At 48.6% G+C, this 20,161-nt stretch carries 21 protein-coding genes; 9 read left to right on the top strand and 12 right to left on the bottom strand.

The window, feature by feature from the left end; genetic code table 11:
- Positions 1–18: 18 nt before the first annotated feature.
- A complete protein-coding gene (gene cysE, locus ACQ661_RS05665) occupies positions 19–813 on the bottom strand; it encodes a serine O-acetyltransferase (RefSeq protein WP_431667878.1) in 795 nt (264 codons plus the stop codon).
- 206 nt (positions 814–1,019) lie between these two features.
- Between cysE and ACQ661_RS05660 the strand changes: the two genes are divergently transcribed.
- Complete coding sequence (locus tag ACQ661_RS05660; RefSeq protein WP_431667877.1) at positions 1,020–2,294, top strand: amidohydrolase family protein; 1,275 nt, start codon at positions 1,020–1,022, stop codon at positions 2,292–2,294.
- Positions 2,295–2,324: 30 nt separating this feature from the next.
- On the opposite strand, the gene ACQ661_RS05655 is transcribed toward ACQ661_RS05660, so the two are convergent.
- The 3 genes from ACQ661_RS05655 to ACQ661_RS05645 all read right to left on the bottom strand — a co-directional run bounded on the left by ACQ661_RS05655 (position 2,325) and on the right by ACQ661_RS05645 (position 4,461).
- Positions 2,325–2,807 (bottom strand): DUF2489 domain-containing protein, encoded by a 483-nt coding sequence (locus ACQ661_RS05655; protein ID WP_238387590.1) that lies wholly within the window; start codon positions 2,805–2,807, stop codon positions 2,325–2,327.
- Complete coding sequence (yihI, locus tag ACQ661_RS05650; protein ID WP_153826563.1) at positions 2,794–3,252, bottom strand: Der GTPase-activating protein YihI; 459 nt, start codon at positions 3,250–3,252, stop codon at positions 2,794–2,796. Before yihI ends, ACQ661_RS05655 begins: the two co-directional genes overlap by 14 nt.
- A gap of 582 nt (positions 3,253–3,834) precedes the next feature.
- Positions 3,835–4,461 carry a c-type cytochrome gene (locus ACQ661_RS05645; protein WP_153826562.1) on the bottom strand — a complete coding sequence of 209 codons (627 nt, stop codon included), beginning with the start codon at positions 4,459–4,461 and terminating at the stop codon, positions 3,835–3,837.
- 112 nt (positions 4,462–4,573) lie between these two features.
- On the opposite strand from ACQ661_RS05645, the gene yihA reads away from it, so the two are divergent.
- Together yihA and ACQ661_RS05635 are read left to right on the top strand one after the other, a co-directional pair.
- Positions 4,574–5,245, top strand: a complete 672-nt coding sequence (gene yihA, locus ACQ661_RS05640) for a ribosome biogenesis GTP-binding protein YihA/YsxC (RefSeq protein ID WP_431667876.1) — start codon at positions 4,574–4,576, stop codon at positions 5,243–5,245.
- A complete protein-coding gene (locus tag ACQ661_RS05635; RefSeq protein ID WP_153826561.1) occupies positions 5,238–6,146 on the top strand; it encodes a DMT family transporter in 909 nt (302 codons plus the stop codon). The genes yihA and ACQ661_RS05635 overlap by 8 nt, the downstream gene beginning before the upstream one ends.
- 225 nt (positions 6,147–6,371) lie before the next feature.
- On the opposite strand, the gene polA is transcribed toward ACQ661_RS05635, so the two are convergent.
- Positions 6,372–9,152, bottom strand: a complete 2,781-nt coding sequence (polA, locus tag ACQ661_RS05630) for a DNA polymerase I (protein WP_110075686.1) — start codon at positions 9,150–9,152, stop codon at positions 6,372–6,374.
- Between the two features lie 604 nt (positions 9,153–9,756).
- Here polA and ACQ661_RS05625 point away from each other — a divergent pair.
- Positions 9,757–10,035, top strand: a complete 279-nt coding sequence (locus tag ACQ661_RS05625; protein WP_146204082.1) for a hypothetical protein — start codon at positions 9,757–9,759, stop codon at positions 10,033–10,035.
- Positions 10,036–10,040: 5 nt separating this feature from the next.
- Here ACQ661_RS05625 and aroE read toward each other — a convergent pair whose 3' ends face one another.
- Positions 10,041–10,886: a shikimate dehydrogenase gene (gene aroE / locus ACQ661_RS05620; RefSeq protein WP_431667875.1), complete on the bottom strand. Its 846-nt coding sequence runs from the start codon at positions 10,884–10,886 to the stop codon at positions 10,041–10,043.
- On the opposite strand from aroE, the gene ACQ661_RS05615 reads away from it, so the two are divergent.
- Positions 10,885–11,301 (top strand): group II truncated hemoglobin, encoded by a 417-nt coding sequence (locus ACQ661_RS05615; protein ID WP_431667874.1) that lies wholly within the window; start codon positions 10,885–10,887, stop codon positions 11,299–11,301. The two genes, aroE and ACQ661_RS05615, sit on opposite strands and share 2 nt — an antisense overlap.
- Here ACQ661_RS05615 and hemF read toward each other — a convergent pair.
- From hemF to ACQ661_RS05585, 6 genes are read right to left on the bottom strand one after another with little or no spacing between them, the layout of a single operon-like run.
- On the bottom strand, positions 11,298–12,215 hold the full coding sequence (gene hemF, locus ACQ661_RS05610) for an oxygen-dependent coproporphyrinogen oxidase (protein ID WP_431667873.1): 918 nt from the start codon (positions 12,213–12,215) through the stop codon (positions 11,298–11,300). The genes ACQ661_RS05615 and hemF overlap by 4 nt on opposite strands.
- Before the next feature lie 2 nt (positions 12,216–12,217).
- On the bottom strand, positions 12,218–12,781 hold the full coding sequence (locus tag ACQ661_RS05605; RefSeq protein WP_110075691.1) for an L-threonylcarbamoyladenylate synthase: 564 nt from the start codon (positions 12,779–12,781) through the stop codon (positions 12,218–12,220).
- Positions 12,782–12,811: 30 nt separating this feature from the next.
- Complete coding sequence (locus tag ACQ661_RS05600) at positions 12,812–13,207, bottom strand: DNA topoisomerase family protein (protein ID WP_110075692.1); 396 nt, start codon at positions 13,205–13,207, stop codon at positions 12,812–12,814.
- The gene (locus tag ACQ661_RS05595; protein ID WP_110075693.1) at positions 13,208–13,681 is read right to left on the bottom strand and encodes a DUF494 family protein; all 474 of its coding nucleotides are present in this window, start codon (positions 13,679–13,681) and stop codon (positions 13,208–13,210) included.
- Between the two features lie 2 nt (positions 13,682–13,683).
- Complete coding sequence (gene dprA, locus ACQ661_RS05590) at positions 13,684–14,736, bottom strand: DNA-processing protein DprA (protein ID WP_153826555.1); 1,053 nt, start codon at positions 14,734–14,736, stop codon at positions 13,684–13,686.
- Positions 14,737–14,786: 50 nt separating this feature from the next.
- Positions 14,787–15,929: a LysM peptidoglycan-binding domain-containing protein gene (locus tag ACQ661_RS05585; RefSeq protein ID WP_162014513.1), complete on the bottom strand. Its 1,143-nt coding sequence runs from the start codon at positions 15,927–15,929 to the stop codon at positions 14,787–14,789.
- An 81-nt stretch (positions 15,930–16,010) separates the two neighbouring features.
- Between ACQ661_RS05585 and def the strand changes: the two genes are divergently transcribed.
- The 4 genes from def to trkA are packed head-to-tail and all read left to right on the top strand — an operon-like array spanning position 16,011 to position 20,157.
- A complete protein-coding gene (gene def / locus ACQ661_RS05580) occupies positions 16,011–16,517 on the top strand; it encodes a peptide deformylase (protein ID WP_110075696.1) in 507 nt (168 codons plus the stop codon).
- A complete protein-coding gene (gene fmt / locus ACQ661_RS05575; protein ID WP_431667871.1) occupies positions 16,507–17,490 on the top strand; it encodes a methionyl-tRNA formyltransferase in 984 nt (327 codons plus the stop codon). Before def ends, fmt begins: the two co-directional genes overlap by 11 nt.
- Complete coding sequence (gene rsmB / locus ACQ661_RS05570; protein WP_431667870.1) at positions 17,483–18,784, top strand: 16S rRNA (cytosine(967)-C(5))-methyltransferase RsmB; 1,302 nt, start codon at positions 17,483–17,485, stop codon at positions 18,782–18,784. The genes fmt and rsmB overlap by 8 nt, the downstream gene beginning before the upstream one ends.
- Positions 18,781–20,157 (top strand): Trk system potassium transporter TrkA, encoded by a 1,377-nt coding sequence (trkA, locus tag ACQ661_RS05565; RefSeq protein WP_110075699.1) that lies wholly within the window; start codon positions 18,781–18,783, stop codon positions 20,155–20,157. The genes rsmB and trkA overlap by 4 nt, the downstream gene beginning before the upstream one ends.
- Positions 20,158–20,161: the final 4 nt, after the last annotated feature.

Below are 20,161 nucleotides of genomic sequence, written 5' to 3'. Positions count from 1 at the left end.
GGTGCCGATCCAGAGATGTTAGTGCTGTTCGCGCTTGCGCTGCTCTGCAGCTGCTTTTTCAGCATCAATAAAATCTTCATCGTCCAGTTGCACTTGGGGTATTTCTTCGCAGACATTACCACCTAGCTTGTTTACTGCGCAGCATAAGTCACTAACCTTCTGGTCCAGTACATGCACATGGTCGAGCATGCGACCAATGGCGGTTGCTACTGGGTCCGGATTATCCGCTGAGATGGCGTAGGCATCAAAGCCGTATTGCTTAGCCATTTGTTCGCGCCGCCTGGTGACTTCAGCATTGACTGGTGAGCCTGCTACTCGCGCCGGAATGCCGACGACGGTATTTTCAGCTGGTACATCTTTTACGACCACCGCATTTGAGCCAATCCGCGCATTTTTACCAATAGTTATAGGGCCTAAGACCTTGGCCCCTGCCCCAATCACCACCCCATCGGCTAGCGTTGGATGGCGTTTGCCTTGGTTCCAACTGGTGCCGCCCAAAGTAACCCCATGATAAATGGTTACATCGTCACCAATTTCAGCAGTTTCACCAATCACCACACCCATGCCGTGATCAATAAAGAAACGGCGCCCAATACGCGCACCTGGGTGGATTTCAACGCCAGTAAGCCAGCGCGCTAAGGTAGAAATAAAACGCGCTAACCAATAGAACCGCCAACCCCACAATTTGTGCGCCATACGGTGCCACCAAATAGCGTGTAAGCCTGGATAGGTCGTCAGAACTTCAAAACTGTTGCGTGCCGCAGGGTCGCGAGCGAAAACACTGCGAATATCTTCTCGAATACGCTTAAACATAGGGTTGTGGCCAGTAAGAATTAAACGACGGCTAGTATAACAAAAGTTGCTCTTTAGCGTTACCTTAAGCAAGTGCTTTTGTGGGACTGTTGTCTAACATTTGACCTAACCCCCAAGACAGCGCTATGGTGAAAGTCAGCCGCCGCTCAGGCAGCACTGGCGCACCTGTTGCACCAGCAGAACAACAATAACAGCGAGACTACAGCATGCGTACATTACTATCAGCTTCAATCCTTTTAGCTCTATCAGGCAGCGCCTACGCGGACACCCTGGTCTATGCGGGAACCTTAATAGACGGCACCCAAAATAAACCACAGCAACAAATGACTATTGTTATTGATGAGGGCCGTATCATTGGCATAGAACAAGGCTACAAACCCGCTACCGCTGGCGATCTCGTCATCGACCGTAAAGACAGTACTGTTATGCCGGGATTTATTGATATGCACACTCACCTTACCTCGCAGTTGGGTCCTGGCAGTTACATGAATAAGTTCACCAAAAGCGCGGCGGATGTCACACTAGATGCAGTGAGCTATGCCGAGAAGACGCTGTTAGCAGGTTTCACCACAGTGCGCGAGCTAGGTGACTCCTACAATGCCAGTATCGCCTTAAGAGATGCTATTCAGGCTGGTAAGGTGCGAGGTCCTCGTATCTATTCAGCGGGTAAATCCATTGCGACCACAGGCGGCCATGCAGACCCCACCAATGGTGCCAAAGAAGGCTTATATGAACAACCAACCCCAGCGGATGGTGTCGTTGATGGCCCCTATGACGCACGGAAAGCGGTCAGAGCTCGCTATCAAGATGGTGCGGATCTGATCAAACTAACCGTAACCGGTGGTGTCTTGAGTGTTGCAAAAAGTGGCCACAATCCACAGTTCATGATGGATGAACTGCGCGAAATTGTAACAACTGCCAAAGACTACGGCATGAAAGTCACCGTCCACGCCCATGGTAAAGAAGGCATGTTACGCGCCATTGAGGCCGGGGTAGACTCTATTGAGCATGGCACCTACATGGATAAAGAAGTGATGCGTGCGATGAAGAAGAATAACGTCTATTATGTGCCAACCATCACCGCCGGACGTTCGGTAGCAGACCGCGCCAAGATAGACGGTTATTTTCCCGAGTTAGTGCGACCTAAAGCTGCCGAGATTGGCCCTAAGATTCAAAACACCTTTGCTGAAGCCTATAAATACGGTGTCAAAATAGCTTTTGGTACCGATGCGGGGGTTTATGACCACGGCGAGAACTATCGTGAGTTTCAGTACATGGTTGAGGCTGGCATGCCACCTCTTGAGGCCATTCGCGCTGCTACGGCTGAAGCTGCTACCCTACTCGGAGTAAGTGACATTGGCACCCTTAAAGTGGGCAATAAGGCCGATGTGGTTGCTGTCCCAGGTAATCCACTTGAAGATATCAGCTTGATGAGTGAGATCAATTTGGTTATCAAAGACGGGCAGGTCTATAAGCAATAACGTGTTTGGCAAACTGCAGGACTTTGCTAGTTAAGCAAAGTCCTTCAGTAACTGGCGTACATCATTCAAAATCTGCTGCTCTAGCTCCACTTCATAGCCTTCACGCTCGCGATCCATTTTACGGATCTCTCGCTTTGGATACTGTTTGCGGGCGTCATGAGTAGGCATGTGCTTAATCCGTTCATACATATCATGCAACGCTGGATAACGCTCAGCATACTTTGCCGTATTGGATTCGACCCGCAAATCAAGCAGCACCACTAATCGTAGTGCCCCCTCAGAATGCGGACATTGCCCCTGCTCCATGGCCTTGGCGATGGTCACAATGCTTTCTAGCAGGCGCTCATTACGTCCCGCTAGGGCTTCATCGCGACGCTGATCCAACTGACGCCGCTGAAGCTTGACTTGCGCAATCAAACGTCCAGCATAAAAAGCTAAGCCGGCAATGATCAGAACCCCAGCAACAAGTATTAGCCAACCCCACCAGGGCATGTTTGCATCAATCATCATCATCCTCATCGTCGTTTAGATCTAAGCCCAATAGCTCTGCTAGTTGCTCAAAGCGCGTGGTACGTTCATCTACATAACGAGATTCAGCTACAGATAGTTCATCGCCTTCATCTAAACGGTCCAATAGATCCTGCAACCGCTCATCATTTTCTATGGCTGCGAGTTCCGCCATAGCTGCTTTACGGTCAAAACTTGGTACTACGGGTGCCACTGCATCTGCGGCCATAAGGGTGATGGGTTTTTTACTACCTAACCGTGGATCATGGACATTAGCCTGAGCCGTTGCCTGAGCTTTACTGGCTGGTGCAACGTTGAATCTACTCCCAGGTTTACGACCTTTGCCAGCGTGCGCGCCTGAGGCATCGGGTTTGCTCTTTTCCCACTCGGGAATAACGCGTTTTGAAGGGGCTAATGGCCCTGTTTTGCGGGTTTTTTTACGGCGTGTCATATAGTGCCATTCCAACTGTGGAAGTGAATAAACTGGCTACTAGTTTACCTTATCTTGGCGGCAATAAAAAAGGCGATGTTGCCATCGCCTGATTTATTCTCATCTTTCCACACAGCGCACGTGCGATTTTCGAGAACGGTTGTCACTATCTTCCTTGTTTTTAATTATAACGTCCCTGAGCTTTTTATTATTATTGTTATTATGTTAAGCGCATTAACCGAGCTCTGTTATTTTTATTGTGCTTGGTTAAAAGGCGGCCTCCTGGCCGTGTTGTTATTCCCTGGATTATTATTCTTTTCTACTTGAACCTTTTGGGGTCATTCTTGCCTTAATTAATAACCCGCTTGATTCTCGCTATGCCACTAATCACGTGGGCTTGCTTGATTTCAATGGCATTCAGACTACTGATTCACAAAATTTAATCAATGACTTTTATGTTATAAGAAAGGCATTTCATATAACCATAATTGACAAATCGTTATTTTACGCGGGTTTAACAGTCATTTAAATGCAACAAAAAAATAAAAAGGGCAGCTATCAAGCTGCCCTTTTTGCTCATATTTTGTGCGTTATCCGCTAGGCTTAGTACAAGCCTTGGATGTATTGAGACAAAATTTCAATATCTTTATCGGTCAGTTTACTGGCAACGTCACGCATCATATTGTTCATATCGTTGGCACGTTCACCGCTGCGGAACAATTCTAACTGTTGTTTCATATAAGCCGCATGCTGACCAGAAATATCTGGGAAATTAGCTAAACCCATGCCGTCGCCACGCGGACCATGACAAGCTGCACAAGCTGCAATACCACGAGTTTCATCACCAGCGATAAATAGCTTTTTACCGGCAGCAATGACATCTTCAGGTGCTTCGCCACCGCTCATGTCTTTACCAGCATAGAAAGCCGCCAAGTCAGCCATGTCTTGCTCACTTAACATCATTACTTGGCCCTGCATGATTGCGTTAGCACGGCCTTGCGAGCCGCCGGTTTCAGCAGCTAGCTTATAATCTTTTAATTGTTTAAACAGGTACCCTTCATGCTGACCCGCAATTTTCGGGTACATATCCGATGGAGCATTACCATCAGGTCCGTGACATGCGGCACATACGGCGGCTTTTTGTTGACCTGCTTCGGCATTACCAGTAGCCGCCATGGCAAACCCGGTCAAACCAACGTAGAGGCCTACGAACAATGCAATTTTTTTCATGATCGATATCTCTGCTCTGGATGTTGTAACAGACGCTATTTTACACAAAAGTTGTAAGGATTAAACGCCTAATCATGCTAGTATACGCTTTCTATTGAGGTCTGGCACGTCTATGAGCACCATATTAAACTTTCAACCAACAAAATTTATCACCAGCGCAGCCGATATTCGACAATTACCTGATGACTCAGGGGTCGAGATTGCTTTTGCTGGGCGTTCTAATGCCGGTAAATCTAGCGCATTAAACACTATCACACGGCAGAAGGCGCTGGCTCGCACCAGTAAGACTCCTGGCCGCACCCAACTAATCAACGTATTTGAGGTACTTCCGGGTAAGCGTCTTATTGACCTACCTGGTTATGGATACGCAAAAGTACCGATTGCGATCAAAGAAAAATGGCAACAAGCGCTAAGCGAGTATTTACAAAAGCGTCGCTCGCTCAAAGGCCTCGTATTATTGATGGATATCCGTCACCCCTACCGTGATGTCGATCAAGAATTATTGCATTGGGCCACCGAGAGCGAAATCCCGGTGCTGGTGCTGCTTACCAAAGCGGACAAGTTTAAACCAGGAGCCCGTAAGTCAACCTTATTACAGGCACGCGAGGCCGCTATGGTGTTTGGTGGTGACATCACCATTGAAATGTTCTCATCGCTGAATCGCTTAGGCCTGCCAGCAGTTGAGGCAAAACTGAGTGACTGGTTAAATCAGCCCGTCGTTGACGAAGCTGTAGAGCTTGATGACAGCTTGGACACGGAGTCAGTATCACCGGATCATGAATAGCACACAGTCTCCTGAGGTACCGCCATTAAAGGCTTGGTTGCTGCTGTTACTTTTGGCCCTGATTTGGGGCAGCTCGTTTTTGTTGATCAAAAAAGGGTTGCTCACTTTTAGTCCAGATCAGTTGGCTGCGTTGCGAATTGCCTCAGCTGGCTTGGTACTGCTTCCGCTCATAGTGAAGCGAGTGCATAATGTGCAGCGTCATCATTGGCCCAAGCTCATAAGTGTTGGCTTGGTTGGTAGTTTTATTCCAGCCTTTCTATTCGCCTTCGCTCAAACTCAGTTACCCAGCGGCGTTACCGGCGTCCTCAATACCTTTACTCCGCTTGCGACCCTTGTGATAGGGGTCTTTATTTTCAAGCAAGTAGCAAAGCCGCAACAATGGTTAGGTATTGCTATAGGTTTAGTAGGTACGACGCTACTCGTAACTGCAGGAGAAGCCGGAGCGTTTGCGTTTAATCAGTATGGATTACTGATTCTTGCTGCCACCGTGTGTTACGGCCTCAATTTAAACCTCATCAAACACCATATTCCTGATCTTAGTGCGCTAACCATTACTGGCGTGTCGTTATTTCTAGTAGCGCCACCAGCTTTGTTGTATCTGCTGTTTGCCACGCCATTCATCGCCCAAGTGAGCGATTTTGAGAGCGTTCAGCTATCCTTGGCGGCGGTATTAGTGCTGGGTATTGTAGGTACGGCAGCAGCTCTGGTTATCTTTAACACGGTCGTGAAATTAACCGACACCACCTTTACTAGTTCAGTCACCTACCTGATTCCGATTGTTGCCCTCATTTTAGGCGTACTTGATGGTGAGCCGTTCTTAATGGCCCATGGGTTTGGTATGGCTGCTATTTTATTCGGTGTTTGGATTGCCAATCGCCGGTCGCGTAAAAAGCCGCTTTAACCTCGCTTAGAAAAGAAAAAGCCCGGCACAAGGCCGGGCAAAAGTCATACTACAATCCAGGGAGAGAACATCTCTGAAAGGTTAATCAAACGACACTTAAAAACTCGTTTAATGCGCCTTTCACTAATTCAGACTGGCTAAATTTTGATAAGTTCCAAAAACCTGAATTTTTTTTGTTTAATTTGCCAATAATCTCATAAATATTTGTTTTTAAAGGATTTAAAATTAATGGGCTTCATCCCAGTTGTCGCCTACCCCAGCTTCGGCTATCAATGGCACTTGTAGTTCCGCGGCTTGCTCCATCACTGCTACCAGCTTAGCTTGATAGTCTGCGACCTTGTCGGTTTTTACTTCAAAGACCAATTCATCATGTACTTGCATGATCATTCGAACATCGTCAGTCGTCGCTTCTGTCTCGATAAAATCAGCCACCGCTATCATCGCACGCTTAATAATATCCGCAGCAGAGCCCTGCATTGGGGCGTTGATCGCGGCTCGCTCAGCGGCCTTTCTGCGCATCGCATTTTGAGCTTTGATTTCTGGCAAGTGCAGTCTACGTCCGTAGATAGTTTTCACGTAACCATCTCGTTTGGCTTGTTCGCGGGTTTCTTCCATGTACCGCAGCACTCCAGGAAAGCGGTCAAAATACTTATCCATGTACAGCTGAGCTTCATGACGCGGAATATCCAGTTGACGGGCTAAACCGAACGCTGACATGCCGTAGATCAAGCCAAAGTTAACCGCTTTCGCGCGACGCCGCTGTTCGCTAGTGACAGCATCTAAGGCGACACCGAAAACTTCTGCGGCTGTAGCTTTATGAATATCCCGACCTTTAGAAAACGCCTCAACCAAAGCTGGGTCTTGCGATAAATGAGCCATAATACGCAGCTCAATTTGACTGTAGTCGATAGCCATAATGGAGTAACCCGCAGGCGCGGTAAAAGCTTTACGAACTCTCCGCCCGGCTTCATTTCGAATAGGAATATTCTGCAAGTTAGGATCACTTGAACTCAAACGACCGGTGGCAGTTACCGCCTGATGGTAAGAAGTATGAATACGTCCGGTACGGGGATTCACCATCTTAGGTAGCTTGTCCGTGTAGGTTGATTTCAGCTTACTTAGGCCACGGTGGCGTAGAATAATATCTGGTAGCGGATAATCTAAGGCTAATTCTTGCAGCACGTCTTCAGCTGTCGAGGGTGCACCCTTGGGCGTCTTTTTCTGCACTGGAATTTGCAGTTTCTCAAATAAAATCGTCTGGAGTTGCTTGGTAGAGCTTAAATTAAAAGTCTCGCCCGCAATCTCATAAGCTTGCGTTTCTAACTGCTGTAATTCTTTAGCTATCTCATGACTTTGTAGCGCTAACTGCTGAGCATCGATTTGCACGCCTTGTTGCTCCATAGCCACAAGGATTGGCACGAGTGGCAGTTCGATGGTTTCTAACACTGACTTAAGCTCTGTCACATCAGCAACTTGGGGCCACAACTGTTGATGCAAGCGCAAGGTGACATCGGCATCTTCAGCGGCATAAGGTGCGGCTTGTTCTAAAGCAATTTGATTAAAAGTGAGCTGTTTGGCACCTTTACCAGCAATCTCTTCAAACGAGATAGACTTGTGACCAAGAAACTGCAAGCTTAGGCTATCCATGTCATGGCGTGATGCCACACTGTTCAAGACGTAACTATTGAGCATGGTATCGTTCTTGATACCCGCTAATTTAATCCCATAGCGGTGTAGAATATGGCTGTCATATTTCAGGTTTTGACCAATCTTTTGGCGTTTTGTGTCTTCTAGCAAAGGTTTAAACAGAGCTAAGACCTCGGCTCGGTCTAGCTGCTCTGGAGCACCGGGATAATCATGAGCTAATGGAATATAGCAAACCTCGGTTGCCGAAGTCGCAAAAGACATACCCACCAGTTCAGCTTCCATATAATTCAAGCTAGTAGTTTCGGTATCAACCGCGAAATACTCGGACTGCTGTAATTTCTCCAACCACTGCTGCAACTGGGGCATGCTTGTTATAAGCTGATATTGGTCCGGTTGGAATGGCGCTCCTGCTGTTGGTGCAGCAGCGGCCGCTGCCGGAGTTGCAGCCAATCCGAGCGCTTGGTCCGTGCTAGCACCTTCAGCTAAGACCTCGGCTAACCAGCGTTTAAATTCATACCTTTGATACAAGCTTACCAACTGCTCCTGATCGGCCGGCTTTATCGCTAGTTGATCTGGAGTAAAATCTAGGGCTACATCAAGCTTAATGGTAGCTAATTCACGCGAGAGCTTAAGAATATCGCAATGCTCACGCAGCTTGTCGGGCATGGTCTTTGCCCCACGGAAACTTAGTTGTGCTAGCGCATCAGGGTCGGCCAGCATCGCATCGATCGAACCCATACCTGTTAACATGGCTAATGCGGTTTTTTCACCTACTTTAGGTAGCCCTGGAATATTATCTGAGCTATCGCCCATCAAGGCCAAATAATCGATGATTTGTTCAGGTTCAACCCCGTATTTAGCAACGACACCCGCTTGGTCTAATAAGGTATCCGTCATGGTATTAATCAACATGACATGGTCATTCACCAATTGCGCCATGTCTTTGTCACCGGTACTGATCAAGGTAAAACGACCCTCCTCACCGGCTTGACGAGCAAGGGTACCAATCACGTCATCAGCTTCTACATTATCAATACACAGCAAGGGTAATCCCAATGCCCGTACTATGTCGTGTAACGGCTGAATCTGCTGACGTAGGTCATCAGGCATAGGTGGCCGATTAGCCTTGTACTCAGCATACATGTCATTTCGGAACGTGGGGCCTTTGGCGTCAAAAACAACGGCCATATGCGATGGCTGATATTTCTTCAATAAACTGCGTAGCATATTAACGACACCATAAATGGCTCCAGTTGGCTCACCTGCTGCGGTGGTAATATGCGGCGGCGCATAATATGCGCGAAATAAATAAGATGAGCCATCAACTAATATGAATGGATTCTTTGGAACTTCAGCCATGATGTGTCTCTACTTGAGCTTAGTTGCTTTAGGGTGCATAGGTGTTATGCCAGTCGTGTTGCTAGGATGCCACAGGCGCCGTTAAGACGCCAGAATGATACCTTAGCTCAACTTGAATACAAATGTGGACAACCTGTGCATAAGTCTGTGTGCAACGACCTATCGCACCAGCTAAAGGCAATCAACCTCTGGTGTGCATTTTTGAATCAAGGGCTTTTAAAACAAGGGGTTACGAACTAGAAATCCCCATAACTGCGTTTTATTTTTATTTTTCTTTCAGTTGTGGAAACTGATTTAAAGCTACAGCCAAATGGGCGCTAAGCTTATGCGGTTTTTTGCTAACCGGTCTGAAAGACTACCATAAAGAAAATGGAATACCAGCCTAATTTTTGATCTTTTTAGATCATTTTTTAACCTTGCTGATTTCCTTATAAATTTAAAAGGAATCAACATTTGCTTAGTTTTCGTATATACTCACTGTCATAGTTCGGCGATATCTGATCTATACTATTGTTTTAAGATGACAGTGGCCAAAGCTGATCAACCTATCATCCATAGGTTATACTTGCGCCAAACTTGGGTAACTAGCTACGCACGTGGTGTTATGGAAACTGAATCAATGAAACTCAGCACAGAAGAACTTCGGCAACTTGAAGATTTTGAGCGCCGACGTATTGCATTGAATCAGTCAGAATGGTGGGAACGCCTCTCGATGGACCAGAAATTTGGTGTCTACCAGTTACAGAAGTTTGGCTATGACCTCACCTTTATTCGCAACACCGAGGCAGGTCCGCTTGCTGTGGTTAGGCGCGGCAGTGAGTTTGCGACCGTAAACCATGAAGGTGATGTCGATTTAAGCCCCAATATTGTGTTGCGTGACTAATCCTATCATTGTTGCAGTTGTTGCTGTAAGCGCTGATGTACCAGCCTAGTATCAAGTTCTATCCCCTGATGCCATAACTGAAACGCCAGGCCCGCCTGCTCAATCAACATCCCTAGCCCATCAAAGGTGCGTGGTGCTCCTGCTTTCTGTGCTTGCTGGCGAAAAGGCGTGAGCAGACTAGGATTTGGGCTATAACTCATATCATAACAAGCCGTTGCCTGGGCAAATATCGCGGGCGCTAAGGCCAGTTGATCACCATGAAGACCAGCACTCGTCGCATTGATTAACAGATAGGGTTGTTGTAAGGGTTCTAGCTGGTTCTCCAGTTCGGCTAAGCTAGCAACACTAAGGCGCGCATGCTCAAGGCCTTCCACGCATTGCTGAGCCTTACTAAGCGTTCGATTAGCTAACACTAAGTTAGCCGCGCCAGCATCTAGCAAAGGCTGTAAGCAGCCACGGCTTGCTCCCCCCGCACCGAGCAGCACGATAGTTAACTGGGTCAGATCAAACCCTAAGCGCTGTAAGTCACGCACCAATCCGTAGCCATCCGTGTTATCTCCCAATAATTGGCCGTGTCCGAGTGCAACTATGGTATTCACCGAGCCAGCACTGGCCGCTCGAGCTGTAACATGGGTCACCAACTGATAGGCTTGTTGTTTGAACGGTGACGTTACATTGGCTCCTGCGCCGCCACTGCGAAAAAATGCCGCAACAGCTCGTGAGAACTGTGCCGGAGATGTTAAACTGCGCGAATAGTTGAGGCTTACTTGCGCTTGTTCAGCAAATAATTGATGGATTTGTGGCGATAGGCTTTGTGCAATTGGATTTCCAACTACGGTAAAAAGCGCCATGTTTAATTTTCTCCGTTCGCAAAAGAAAGCAGCCCCAGATAGTAGTTTCTATCATCAGCTTGGCGGTGAACACGCCGTACGAGCTATGGCTGAGCGTTTTTACGATATCATGGAAACAGACCCACGCGCAGCTGAACTGTTGGCCATGCATCCACAACCCCTCACCCAAATTCGGCAGAAATTTTTCGAGTTTCTTAGTGGTTGGCTGGGTGGCCCGGCACTCTTCGAAGAAAAATATGGGCATCCTCGGCTACGGGCACGGCACCTGCCTTTTCGCATAGACGAAGCCATGCGCGATCAATGGTTGATGTGTATGTATCAAGTTTTAGATGAGCAAGTGCACGATGATTTACTGAAGATGCAGCTAAAAAGTCGTTACACGGCACTGGCTCATCACATGATAAATACCGATTAAAGTTCGGCGAGCCAATCGCGCGGCCTAAGGTAATCCTCATAGAGCCGAGCTTCAGGTGAGCCTGGTTCTGGTTGATAACCATACTCCCAACGCACTAACGGTGGCATCGACATTAAGATAGATTCGGTTCTGCCGCCGGTTTGCAAGCCAAACAAAGTCCCTCTATCCCAGACTAAATTGAACTCAACATAGCGGCCACGACGGTAGAGCTGAAATTGCCGCTCGCGCTCGCCATAAGGCATGTCTTTACGGCGGGAGATAATCGGCAAATAGGCCGCTAAATAGGCATCGCCAACGGCTCGCATGATGGCAAAGCTCTCATCAAATCCTCGTTCGTTCAAATCATCAAAAAATAAACCACCAACGCCGCGTGTTTCGCCACGGTGCTTCAAATAGAAATACTCATCACACCATTGTTTATAGGCTGGGTATAAATCATCACCAAAGGGCTGCAAGGCCTCATAAGCAACTTGATGCCAATGCTTAATATCTTCATCGTTGGCGTAAAACGGAGTTAGGTCAAACCCGCCTCCAAACCACCATACCGGTTCTGCATCCGCTTTTTCGGCAATAAAAAAGCGCACGTTAGCATGGCTGGTAGGTACGTAGGGATTACGCGGGTGCATCACTAAACTCACCCCACAGGCATTAAAGTTACGACCAGCTAACTCAGGTCGATGCGCCGTAGCAGATGCTGGCATTTGTTCGCCATACACATGCGAAAAACCCACCCCGCCTTGTTCTAATACGGCACCATCACGTAACACCCGCGAGCGCCCACCACCGCCACCAGGGCGTTGCCAAGCATCCTCGGTGAATTGCCCGCTTCCATCTGCCTGTTCCAATGCTTCGGTGATCTGGTCTTGAAGATTAGTTAAATAGGCTTTTACTTGCTCTAACATCGAATCTGGCATGATTAATCTCGTATTACCTGCTGGGTTAAAGGGTCGATGATACGTGACGGCTTACTTGCTCCGCCCACATCCGCAGGCATCACCCACGCCACTCCCTCACCAAACTCTGCTGTTACTTGCGCAGCTGTGGTTAAGGCTGGCTGCCCGGAGCGATTGGCGCTGGTCGAAACGATTGCTGAGCCGAGTGCCTTACATAACTGCCGCGCTGGTTCATGTGCGGTTACACGTACCGCAATTTGATTATGGTCGCCACGCAGCCATTCTGGGACATTAGCGGCTGCCGGCAATAATAGAGTGACGGCACCTGGCCAGTTTGAGAACACCGCAAACCGCTTATCCTGTGGAATCGCAAGATCATCAACATAGGGCACCAACTGACTGTAATCGGCAGCCAAAAGAATCAAGCCTTTACTTTCAGGGCGCTGTTTTAAGGCAAGTACAGCGCGCACTGCACTTTCATTACGAGGATCACAACCTAACCCAAATACGGCTTCAGTAGGATAAGCCAACACCTGCCCAGCTTGAAACGCTTGCTTGGCTGCTAGCCATTGTTCACTGTCTAACATGTTCTTTCTCGCTAACGCTAAAACTGCGGATTATTTTACTGGAGATTTGTAGTCGCAGGTATCTTTTGCGCAAATTAGGCGCTCACCCGCACTGGTTTTTTTGCGTAATAACAACCCGTAACCACAACTCGGGCAAATTTCTGCCACCGGCGGTAACTTCACGGAATAACGACATGAGGGGTATTGATCGCAAGCATAAAAGGAATGACCGAAGCGGCTAGTTTTTTGTACCATCTTACCTTGCTGGCATTCAGGACAGCGGGCATCGGTACCGGGATCGAAATCTGCGGCAGTCATGTAATCACAAGCGGGATAACCACTACAACCAACAAAAAGGCCATAGCGGCCTTTTTTGAGTTGTAAATCTCGCTGACACTTGGGGCAAGGAACTCCGAGTGCTTGGGGCTCTAGAAAGTTGTCACTCATTTAATGCAATAAACCATCTGGCTCTTCAAACAACAAACCTTCCATTTGATTATAGGCATCTTCATGGCCGGGCACGTTGAACAACACCATCAACACCACCCACTTTAAATCATCTAGAGTGAACTCTTTTGCATCGAGCTCCATCACTCTATCGATGACCATTTCTCGGGTAGCAAAATCCAACACCCCAAGATTTTCTAGGTACATGATAAAGCCGCGGCTGGCGCAATCAATTCGAGCTACTTCTTCTGCTGTGTAAGCCCGCGTCGATTTGCTTTGACTACGATTCAGACCCGCCTTCAGATCGCTTTCTTGCAGATCAGCTAAGCGCTCTAACCATGCTAAAGCTTTCTGAATTTCTTGCCGATGAAATCCCGCCCGAGTTAACTCATCGGTTAACTCATCATGATTCACGACTACTTCCATATCAGAATGAATGTAGTTTTCAAATAAATACATGAGGATATCAAACATGGTTAGCGCCTCCCCACTTTTATGTAGCCGCCGGCAACAGAAGTCACTCTCCCTTCTAATTCAAGCAATACCAGTTGCTCTGATACAATCGCAACTGGAAGTTTGCTGCGCGCTACTATGGTATCTATTGAAGTGACCTCATTGCCCACATTAGCCAACAATTGCGTGTTTGCCAAGCTCGGTTGCGAATTAATTTCGTCCTCTGCTGAAGTAGATGGGGGCAAACTTGGTAAATTCAATTCTTGCCGCACATCATTAATCGACATCGCTAACCCTGCACCTTGTTGCAATAACATCAGACAGCCCCCCATTCCTTGGTCCCAAATGCTTCCGGGCACGGCAAAGAGGCTACGATTTTGCTCAAGGGCTTGTTTTGCTGTATTCAGCGAACCGCTCCGTGGTTTGGCTTCTACCACCAACACCAACTGGGCTAAGGCGACGATAATACGGTTGCGACGGATAAAATGATCGCGCTTACTTGGTACTCCGGGCGCGAACTCTGAAACGAGTAAGCCCGCTTGCGCGATCTGTTGTTGTAGTTGCCGATTTCGGGCTGGGTAGTAAACGTCTGGCCCACCCGCTAGTACCGCAATGGTGCGGCCAGTCGCCAACGCACCACGATGGGCGGCGGCATCTATCCCCATGGCGAGCCCACTAATAATCACTACCTGACTACTCGCTAAACCACGGGCAAAATAATCCGCTGTATGTTGCCCGGTAGGGCTAGCATTGCGGCTGCCGACAATAGCAACAGCGCAGCACTGCAACAGCGCCACATCTCCATGACAAAACAACACTAATGGGGGCTGACTTACATAGCGTAGAGCTTCTGGGTAGGAGGCGTCAAAATAACTCACAACCTGGGTTTGCGGTAATTCAAGCCAACGCTCTAACCTGGCCACGTGCGCCGCTTCAATGACCACGTCAGCTGCGTGCGGTGACCTCTGCGCCAGCTCGATGGCGTTAGTAAATGAGCTGGCTTTGCGACATTCTCGTCGGAGCTTACCGTTGCCAAAAGCGAGTAATAAAATACCGCGATGATCCTGTGCCATCATTGCTTTGCATCCTTGCAATTGAAATTGTAAAAAAGCGAGCTAAGCCCAGCTTAGCGCTGCATTGCAGCCACCTGCATGGGTAAAAAGGTAGCCCCAACCCGCAACCATTCTGGTGCCCTCAACACAATGGCAAAGCTGCTATGCTCCTGCACTTGCAAGACCATCAGCTCAGCGGTTTGTTGCAGCGGCAGTTCAGCAGTGGTTCGCCACAGCGATGAAATAGCGTGGCTGGGTTTATAAGGGTTCACTAAACTGATGGATTCGCCATCGACAAACACCCGAGTACCCGCGCGTACGGCACGATACATTTGTCCGGTAGTAACACCTTCTGCTCGGCCTTGGTCTAACACGACCAAATCAAACTTACCTTGCTCACGGCGCTCATTTAAAGACCCGATAATGTGCCCCATAGGGACGGCTCCATTACTAGGAACTATCAGCTCGGGTAGCTCGGTAGGCGTTAGCGGCAGGAGCACATCGCCGCGGCGAATTTCGCGTTGTAACTTACTAACCTCCCCTTGCCAGTAGCCATCTTGCGCATGGGTAATTTGGACGTTGGCTACTAAGCGTAACAGTTGCCCCTGGGCTAACTCTGCGACCGGGGTGAAGATAGCATATTCTTGCTGCTCAAGTTGTCCAGCAGCAGCATCGATAAAGACTGGCGCTAAGCCGTTCACTCGGGGGGCACCGCGATTGTCGCCGACAATCACCGGTAGCTGAGCCAAGTGTTCAGCACTTACCAAGCGATGTTCCGTAAGTAATGGTTCTAACATATCGCGCGCAAAGGTTGGAATCGGCTGTCGTTTTGCTTGTACTGTACCCTCAGGTAAGAGGGTCCGCTGCGGTTTGCGAGTAAGCTGAGGTCGCCCATCTACCCATACCAAATACAATTTGTCGCCTGGGTAAATGAGATGTGGATTGGCGATGTCAGTATTTATCCGCCATAACTCGGGCCATAGCCATGGATCATCAAGAAAGAGTGCTGAGATATCCCATAAGGTATCGCCTTTTTTCACCACGTATTCGGTTGGTGCGCCTTGCTTAATTTGCACCAGCGTCCCCCGACTTTCAGCCCCCACAGCGGGCTGTGGTAGCGGTTGTGAATCAACCAGCGGTGCAGAAGCTAACGCAGAATGGCAACTAAGGCTGAAAAAGCCGATAGCCGCAATCGTACAATAATGCTTCTTAGTCATGGGGAGCTCCATTGTAAAACCGTGTGTTTAACCTCAAATTACGTTAAAATTAGCCAATATGAAACAAGCGAATGACAGGTTATGACTAAATTAACAATTTTAAAATATCCCGACGAGCGTTTACGCACTGTCGCACAGCCTATTGCGCAGGTAGATGATGCCCTGCGTGCTGACATCGACAACATGTTTGAAACCATGTACGAATCTGAAGGCGTTGGCCTAGCTGCTACTCAGGTGAATATTCACCGCCGTTTGTTTGTGGCCGACTGCAGCCCAGATCAGAACGAACCCCTCGTCTTCATTAACCCTGAGATTACAGCACAAGAAGGCCATTTTACCAATCAAGAAGGCTGTTTATCCTTTCCTGGAGTCTACGCCAATGTTGAGCGTGCCGGCAAAGTAACAGTGCAAGCGTTGGATAAAAACGGTGAATCTTTCAGTCTTACCGCTGAAGGCTTGCTAGCTATTTGCATTCAGCACGAGATTGACCATCTTGATGGTAAATTGTTTGTCGATTATCTATCGCCGTTAAAACGTGATCGCATTCGCAAAAAATTAGAGAAAGAAGCTCGTTTATATGGCCAATAAGCTGCGCGTAGTTTTTGCTGGTACGCCAGATTTTGCAGCGCAACATCTGGCGGCATTACTTAAGGATGACACCATCGAGGTGGTGGCTGTTTACACTCAGCCAGATCGCCCGGCTGGGCGGGGTAAGAAATTACAGGCCAGCACCGTCAAAGAGTTAGCGCTAGCGCATCAACTGACGATTGAGCAGCCGCAATCTTTTAAATCAGAATCAGCAAAACAAACCTTAGCAGATTATCAGGCCGATGTGATGGTGGTGGTTGCCTATGGCATCATCTTGCCCCAAGCTGTGCTTGATTTACCACGCTATGGCTGCATCAATGTGCACGGTTCCTTGTTGCCTCGTTGGCGTGGTGCAGCACCTATTCAGCGGGCCCTATGGGCTGGCGATAGCGAAACTGGCGTTGCTATCATGTTGATGGAGGCGGGTCTTGATACCGGCCCGGTATTACTCGAACGACGGTTACCGATCCGTCCAAGCGATACTTCCGCGTCCTTGTATGCCAAGCTGGCCGAGTTAGGGCCGCCGGCGTTGTTAGATACCCTACACCAACTCACTGACCTGCTGCCACAAGCCCAGGTTCAAGATGCGCAATTAGCCACTTACGCCACCAAGTTAAGTAAAGAAGAAGCTCAGTTGGACTGGCAGCAACCCGCCGCAGTACTAGAGCGTTGGGTGCGCGCCTTTAATCCGTGGCCCATCTGTTGGCTGCTTGCCAGTAACAACGAAGTGGTAAAAGTTTACCATGCCACCGTGGTACCCTTTGAGCAATCAGAATCTATTGCACCTGGCACCGTGATCAGCGCAGATAAACAGGGTATCGTGATTAGCACGAGTCAACAGGCCTTGTGCCTCCAAACGTTGCAGCCATCCGGCAAAAAACCTATGCCTGCAGCAGATTTCCTTAACGGTCGCAGTGATTGGTTTCAACTAGGGAGTCGATTAGCAGCTCCGCATAAGGTATCCCATGACTGAGCTTCGTCCTGGTGCAGCAAGCCGCGCCGCGGCAGCCCAAGCTGTGTTTCAAGTGCTTGAGCACCAACGCTCGTTAAGCACTGCGTTGCCGGTGGCAGCGAGTAAACTTTCTGCGCGCGATCGTGGCATGGCTCAAGCTCTCGCATACGGTGTTTTGCGGCATCTACCGCAGCTTAACTTTATGCTAAGTAAGCTGCTTACCAAGCCTCTCAAAGGTGAATTACTAATCTTAAACTCACTATTGTTAGTGGGCGCTTACCAACTTGCCTACATGGGCGCTGCCTCGCATGCCGCGGTATCCGCCACCGTTGATGCTGCTATTACTTTAGGTCGTAATCGGCAAAAAGGCTTAGTAAACGGTGTCTTGCGTAACCTGCAACGGCAACAGTCTGAGTTACTAGAACAAATTGCCGCCCGCGCCGAGTTAGCCCATGGCCATCCTCGCTGGCTGGCTGAACTTATTCAACATGCTTACCCACAACACGCAGAAGCTATTTTAGCGGCCAATAATCAGCAAGCGCCCATGTGGCTTCGTGTCAACCAACAGCATCACACGCGCGAGCAGTATCTGGCATTATTAGCTGACGCTGGCTTAGCGGCAGCCTCTGATAGCCCACTAGCTTCGGCAATTCGCCTAGAGCAGCCGGTAGATGTGCAGCAGCTACCAGGCTTTGCACAAGGCTGGGTTTCGGTACAAGATGTTGCTGCGCAGCATGCAGCTAGCCTGTTACAACCTCAACCCCATGAACGCATTCTAGATTGCTGTGCAGCTCCTGGTGGTAAAACTGCTCACCTATTAGAGACAGCTCCTACGGCCGCGGTCTTGGCATTAGATGCCGATGCCCAACGCTTGCAACGGGTGCATGACAATTTGGCGCGTTTACAATTAACAGCCGTTGTGAAACAAGGTGATGCTACTAGTGCCGACTGGTGGGATGGTCAACTGTTTGACCGGATTTTACTTGATGCCCCCTGCTCTGCCACGGGCGTGATTCGTCGTCATCCTGATATCAAATGGCTACGCCGCGCGAATGACATTAGCGCCCTAGCTGAATTACAGGCAAGGATTCTTGATAACCTCTGGCCAATGTTAAAGCCAGGCGGTACCCTAGTTTATGCAACCTGCTCAGTGTTACCTGCAGAAAACAAACAACAAATAGCAGCATTTTTGACGCGCCATGCGGATGCCAAACAAATAGCTATAGGGCCTGGTACCGAGCCTGATTGGCAGTGGCTTCCGGGTGAGCAACATGGCGATGGTTTTTATTATGCAAAACTGGAAAAACGCACATGAAAATAATCATCCTCGGTGGCGGTCAAGTAGGCGGTACACTAGCAGAAAACCTAGTGGGCGAAGACAATGATATTACCGTGGTTGACTCAGATATTGGGCGTTTAAATTATTTATCAGAATTGCATGATATTCGCACCATAGAGGGCTATGCTTCGCATCCTCGGACGCTACGCCAAGCCGGCTGCGAAGATGCTGACATGCTGATTGCGGTAACGCCAAGCGATGAAACCAACATGCTGGCATGTCAAATTGCCTACACCCTTTACAAGACTCCCAAACGCATCGCGCGCATTCGCTCAGAAGAATACAGCGATTACAAAGATAAGCTTTTTCATAAAGATGACATCCCTGTTGATCACCTCATTTCACCAGAACAAGAAGTGACCGACTACATCAAGCTGCTAGTGGATTACCCTGGCGCTTTGCAGGTGATGGAGTTTGCTGGCGGGCGCGCCAGCCTCGTGGCAGTACGAGCCTATTACGGTGGCAAGTTAGTTGGCCATGCTATTTCTACTTTGAAAGACCATATGCCTAATGTCGAAACCCGAGTCGCGGCAATTTTCCGGCAAGGGCAAGCCATCAAGCCGATGGGAACAACCATCATTGAAGCCGGCGACGAAGTTTTCTTTATTGCCGATACCAGGTATGTCCGCATGGTTATGGAAGAAATGCAGAAGCTTGAGCATCAGTATCGCCGCGTCATGATTGCCGGAGGCGGTAACATAGGTGCTGGATTGGCGCGCCGTCTGGAAGAGAATCACCATGTAAAACTCATTGAGCGCAACCGAGATCGTGCCCTCATGCTTAATGAAAGCCTGCAAAACACCACCATTCTTGAAGGTGATGCATCAGATCAACGGCTACTGATTGAAGAGCATATTGAAGACATGGACGTGTTTATTGCCGTTACCAATGATGACGAAGCTAATATCATGTCCGCCATGCTTGCAAAGAAAATGGGCGCGAAAAAAACCATGGTGTTAATTCAGCGCCAGGCCTACGTCGATCTGGTGCAAGATAACGTCATAGACATTGCGATATCTCCGCAACGAGCGACTATTTCGGCACTACTATCACTGATTCGTAAAGGTGATATTGTTAATGCCTATTCACTGCGTAAAGGTGCAGCTGAGGCTATTGAGGCGATCGCTCATGGCGACGAAAACACCTCTAAAGTTATCGGTAAAACCATCAGCGAAATTAAGCTGCCTCCGGGCACCACCATAGGTGCTGTCGTGCGCGGCAATGAAGTGCTTATTGCTCACGACGACACAGTCTTACAAGCCGATGACCACGTTATTTTGTTCTTGGTAGATAAAAAGTACATTCGCGAAGTGGAACGCTTATTCCAACCTAGTGCGTTATTCTTTTAGGGCC

Origin of the sequence: Pseudidiomarina sp. WS423 (assembly GCF_050750165.1) — a bacterium.
Taxonomy (GTDB): domain Bacteria; phylum Pseudomonadota; class Gammaproteobacteria; order Enterobacterales; family Alteromonadaceae; genus Pseudidiomarina; species Pseudidiomarina fusca.
This window is presented reverse-complemented; position numbering and strand designations above follow the sequence as displayed.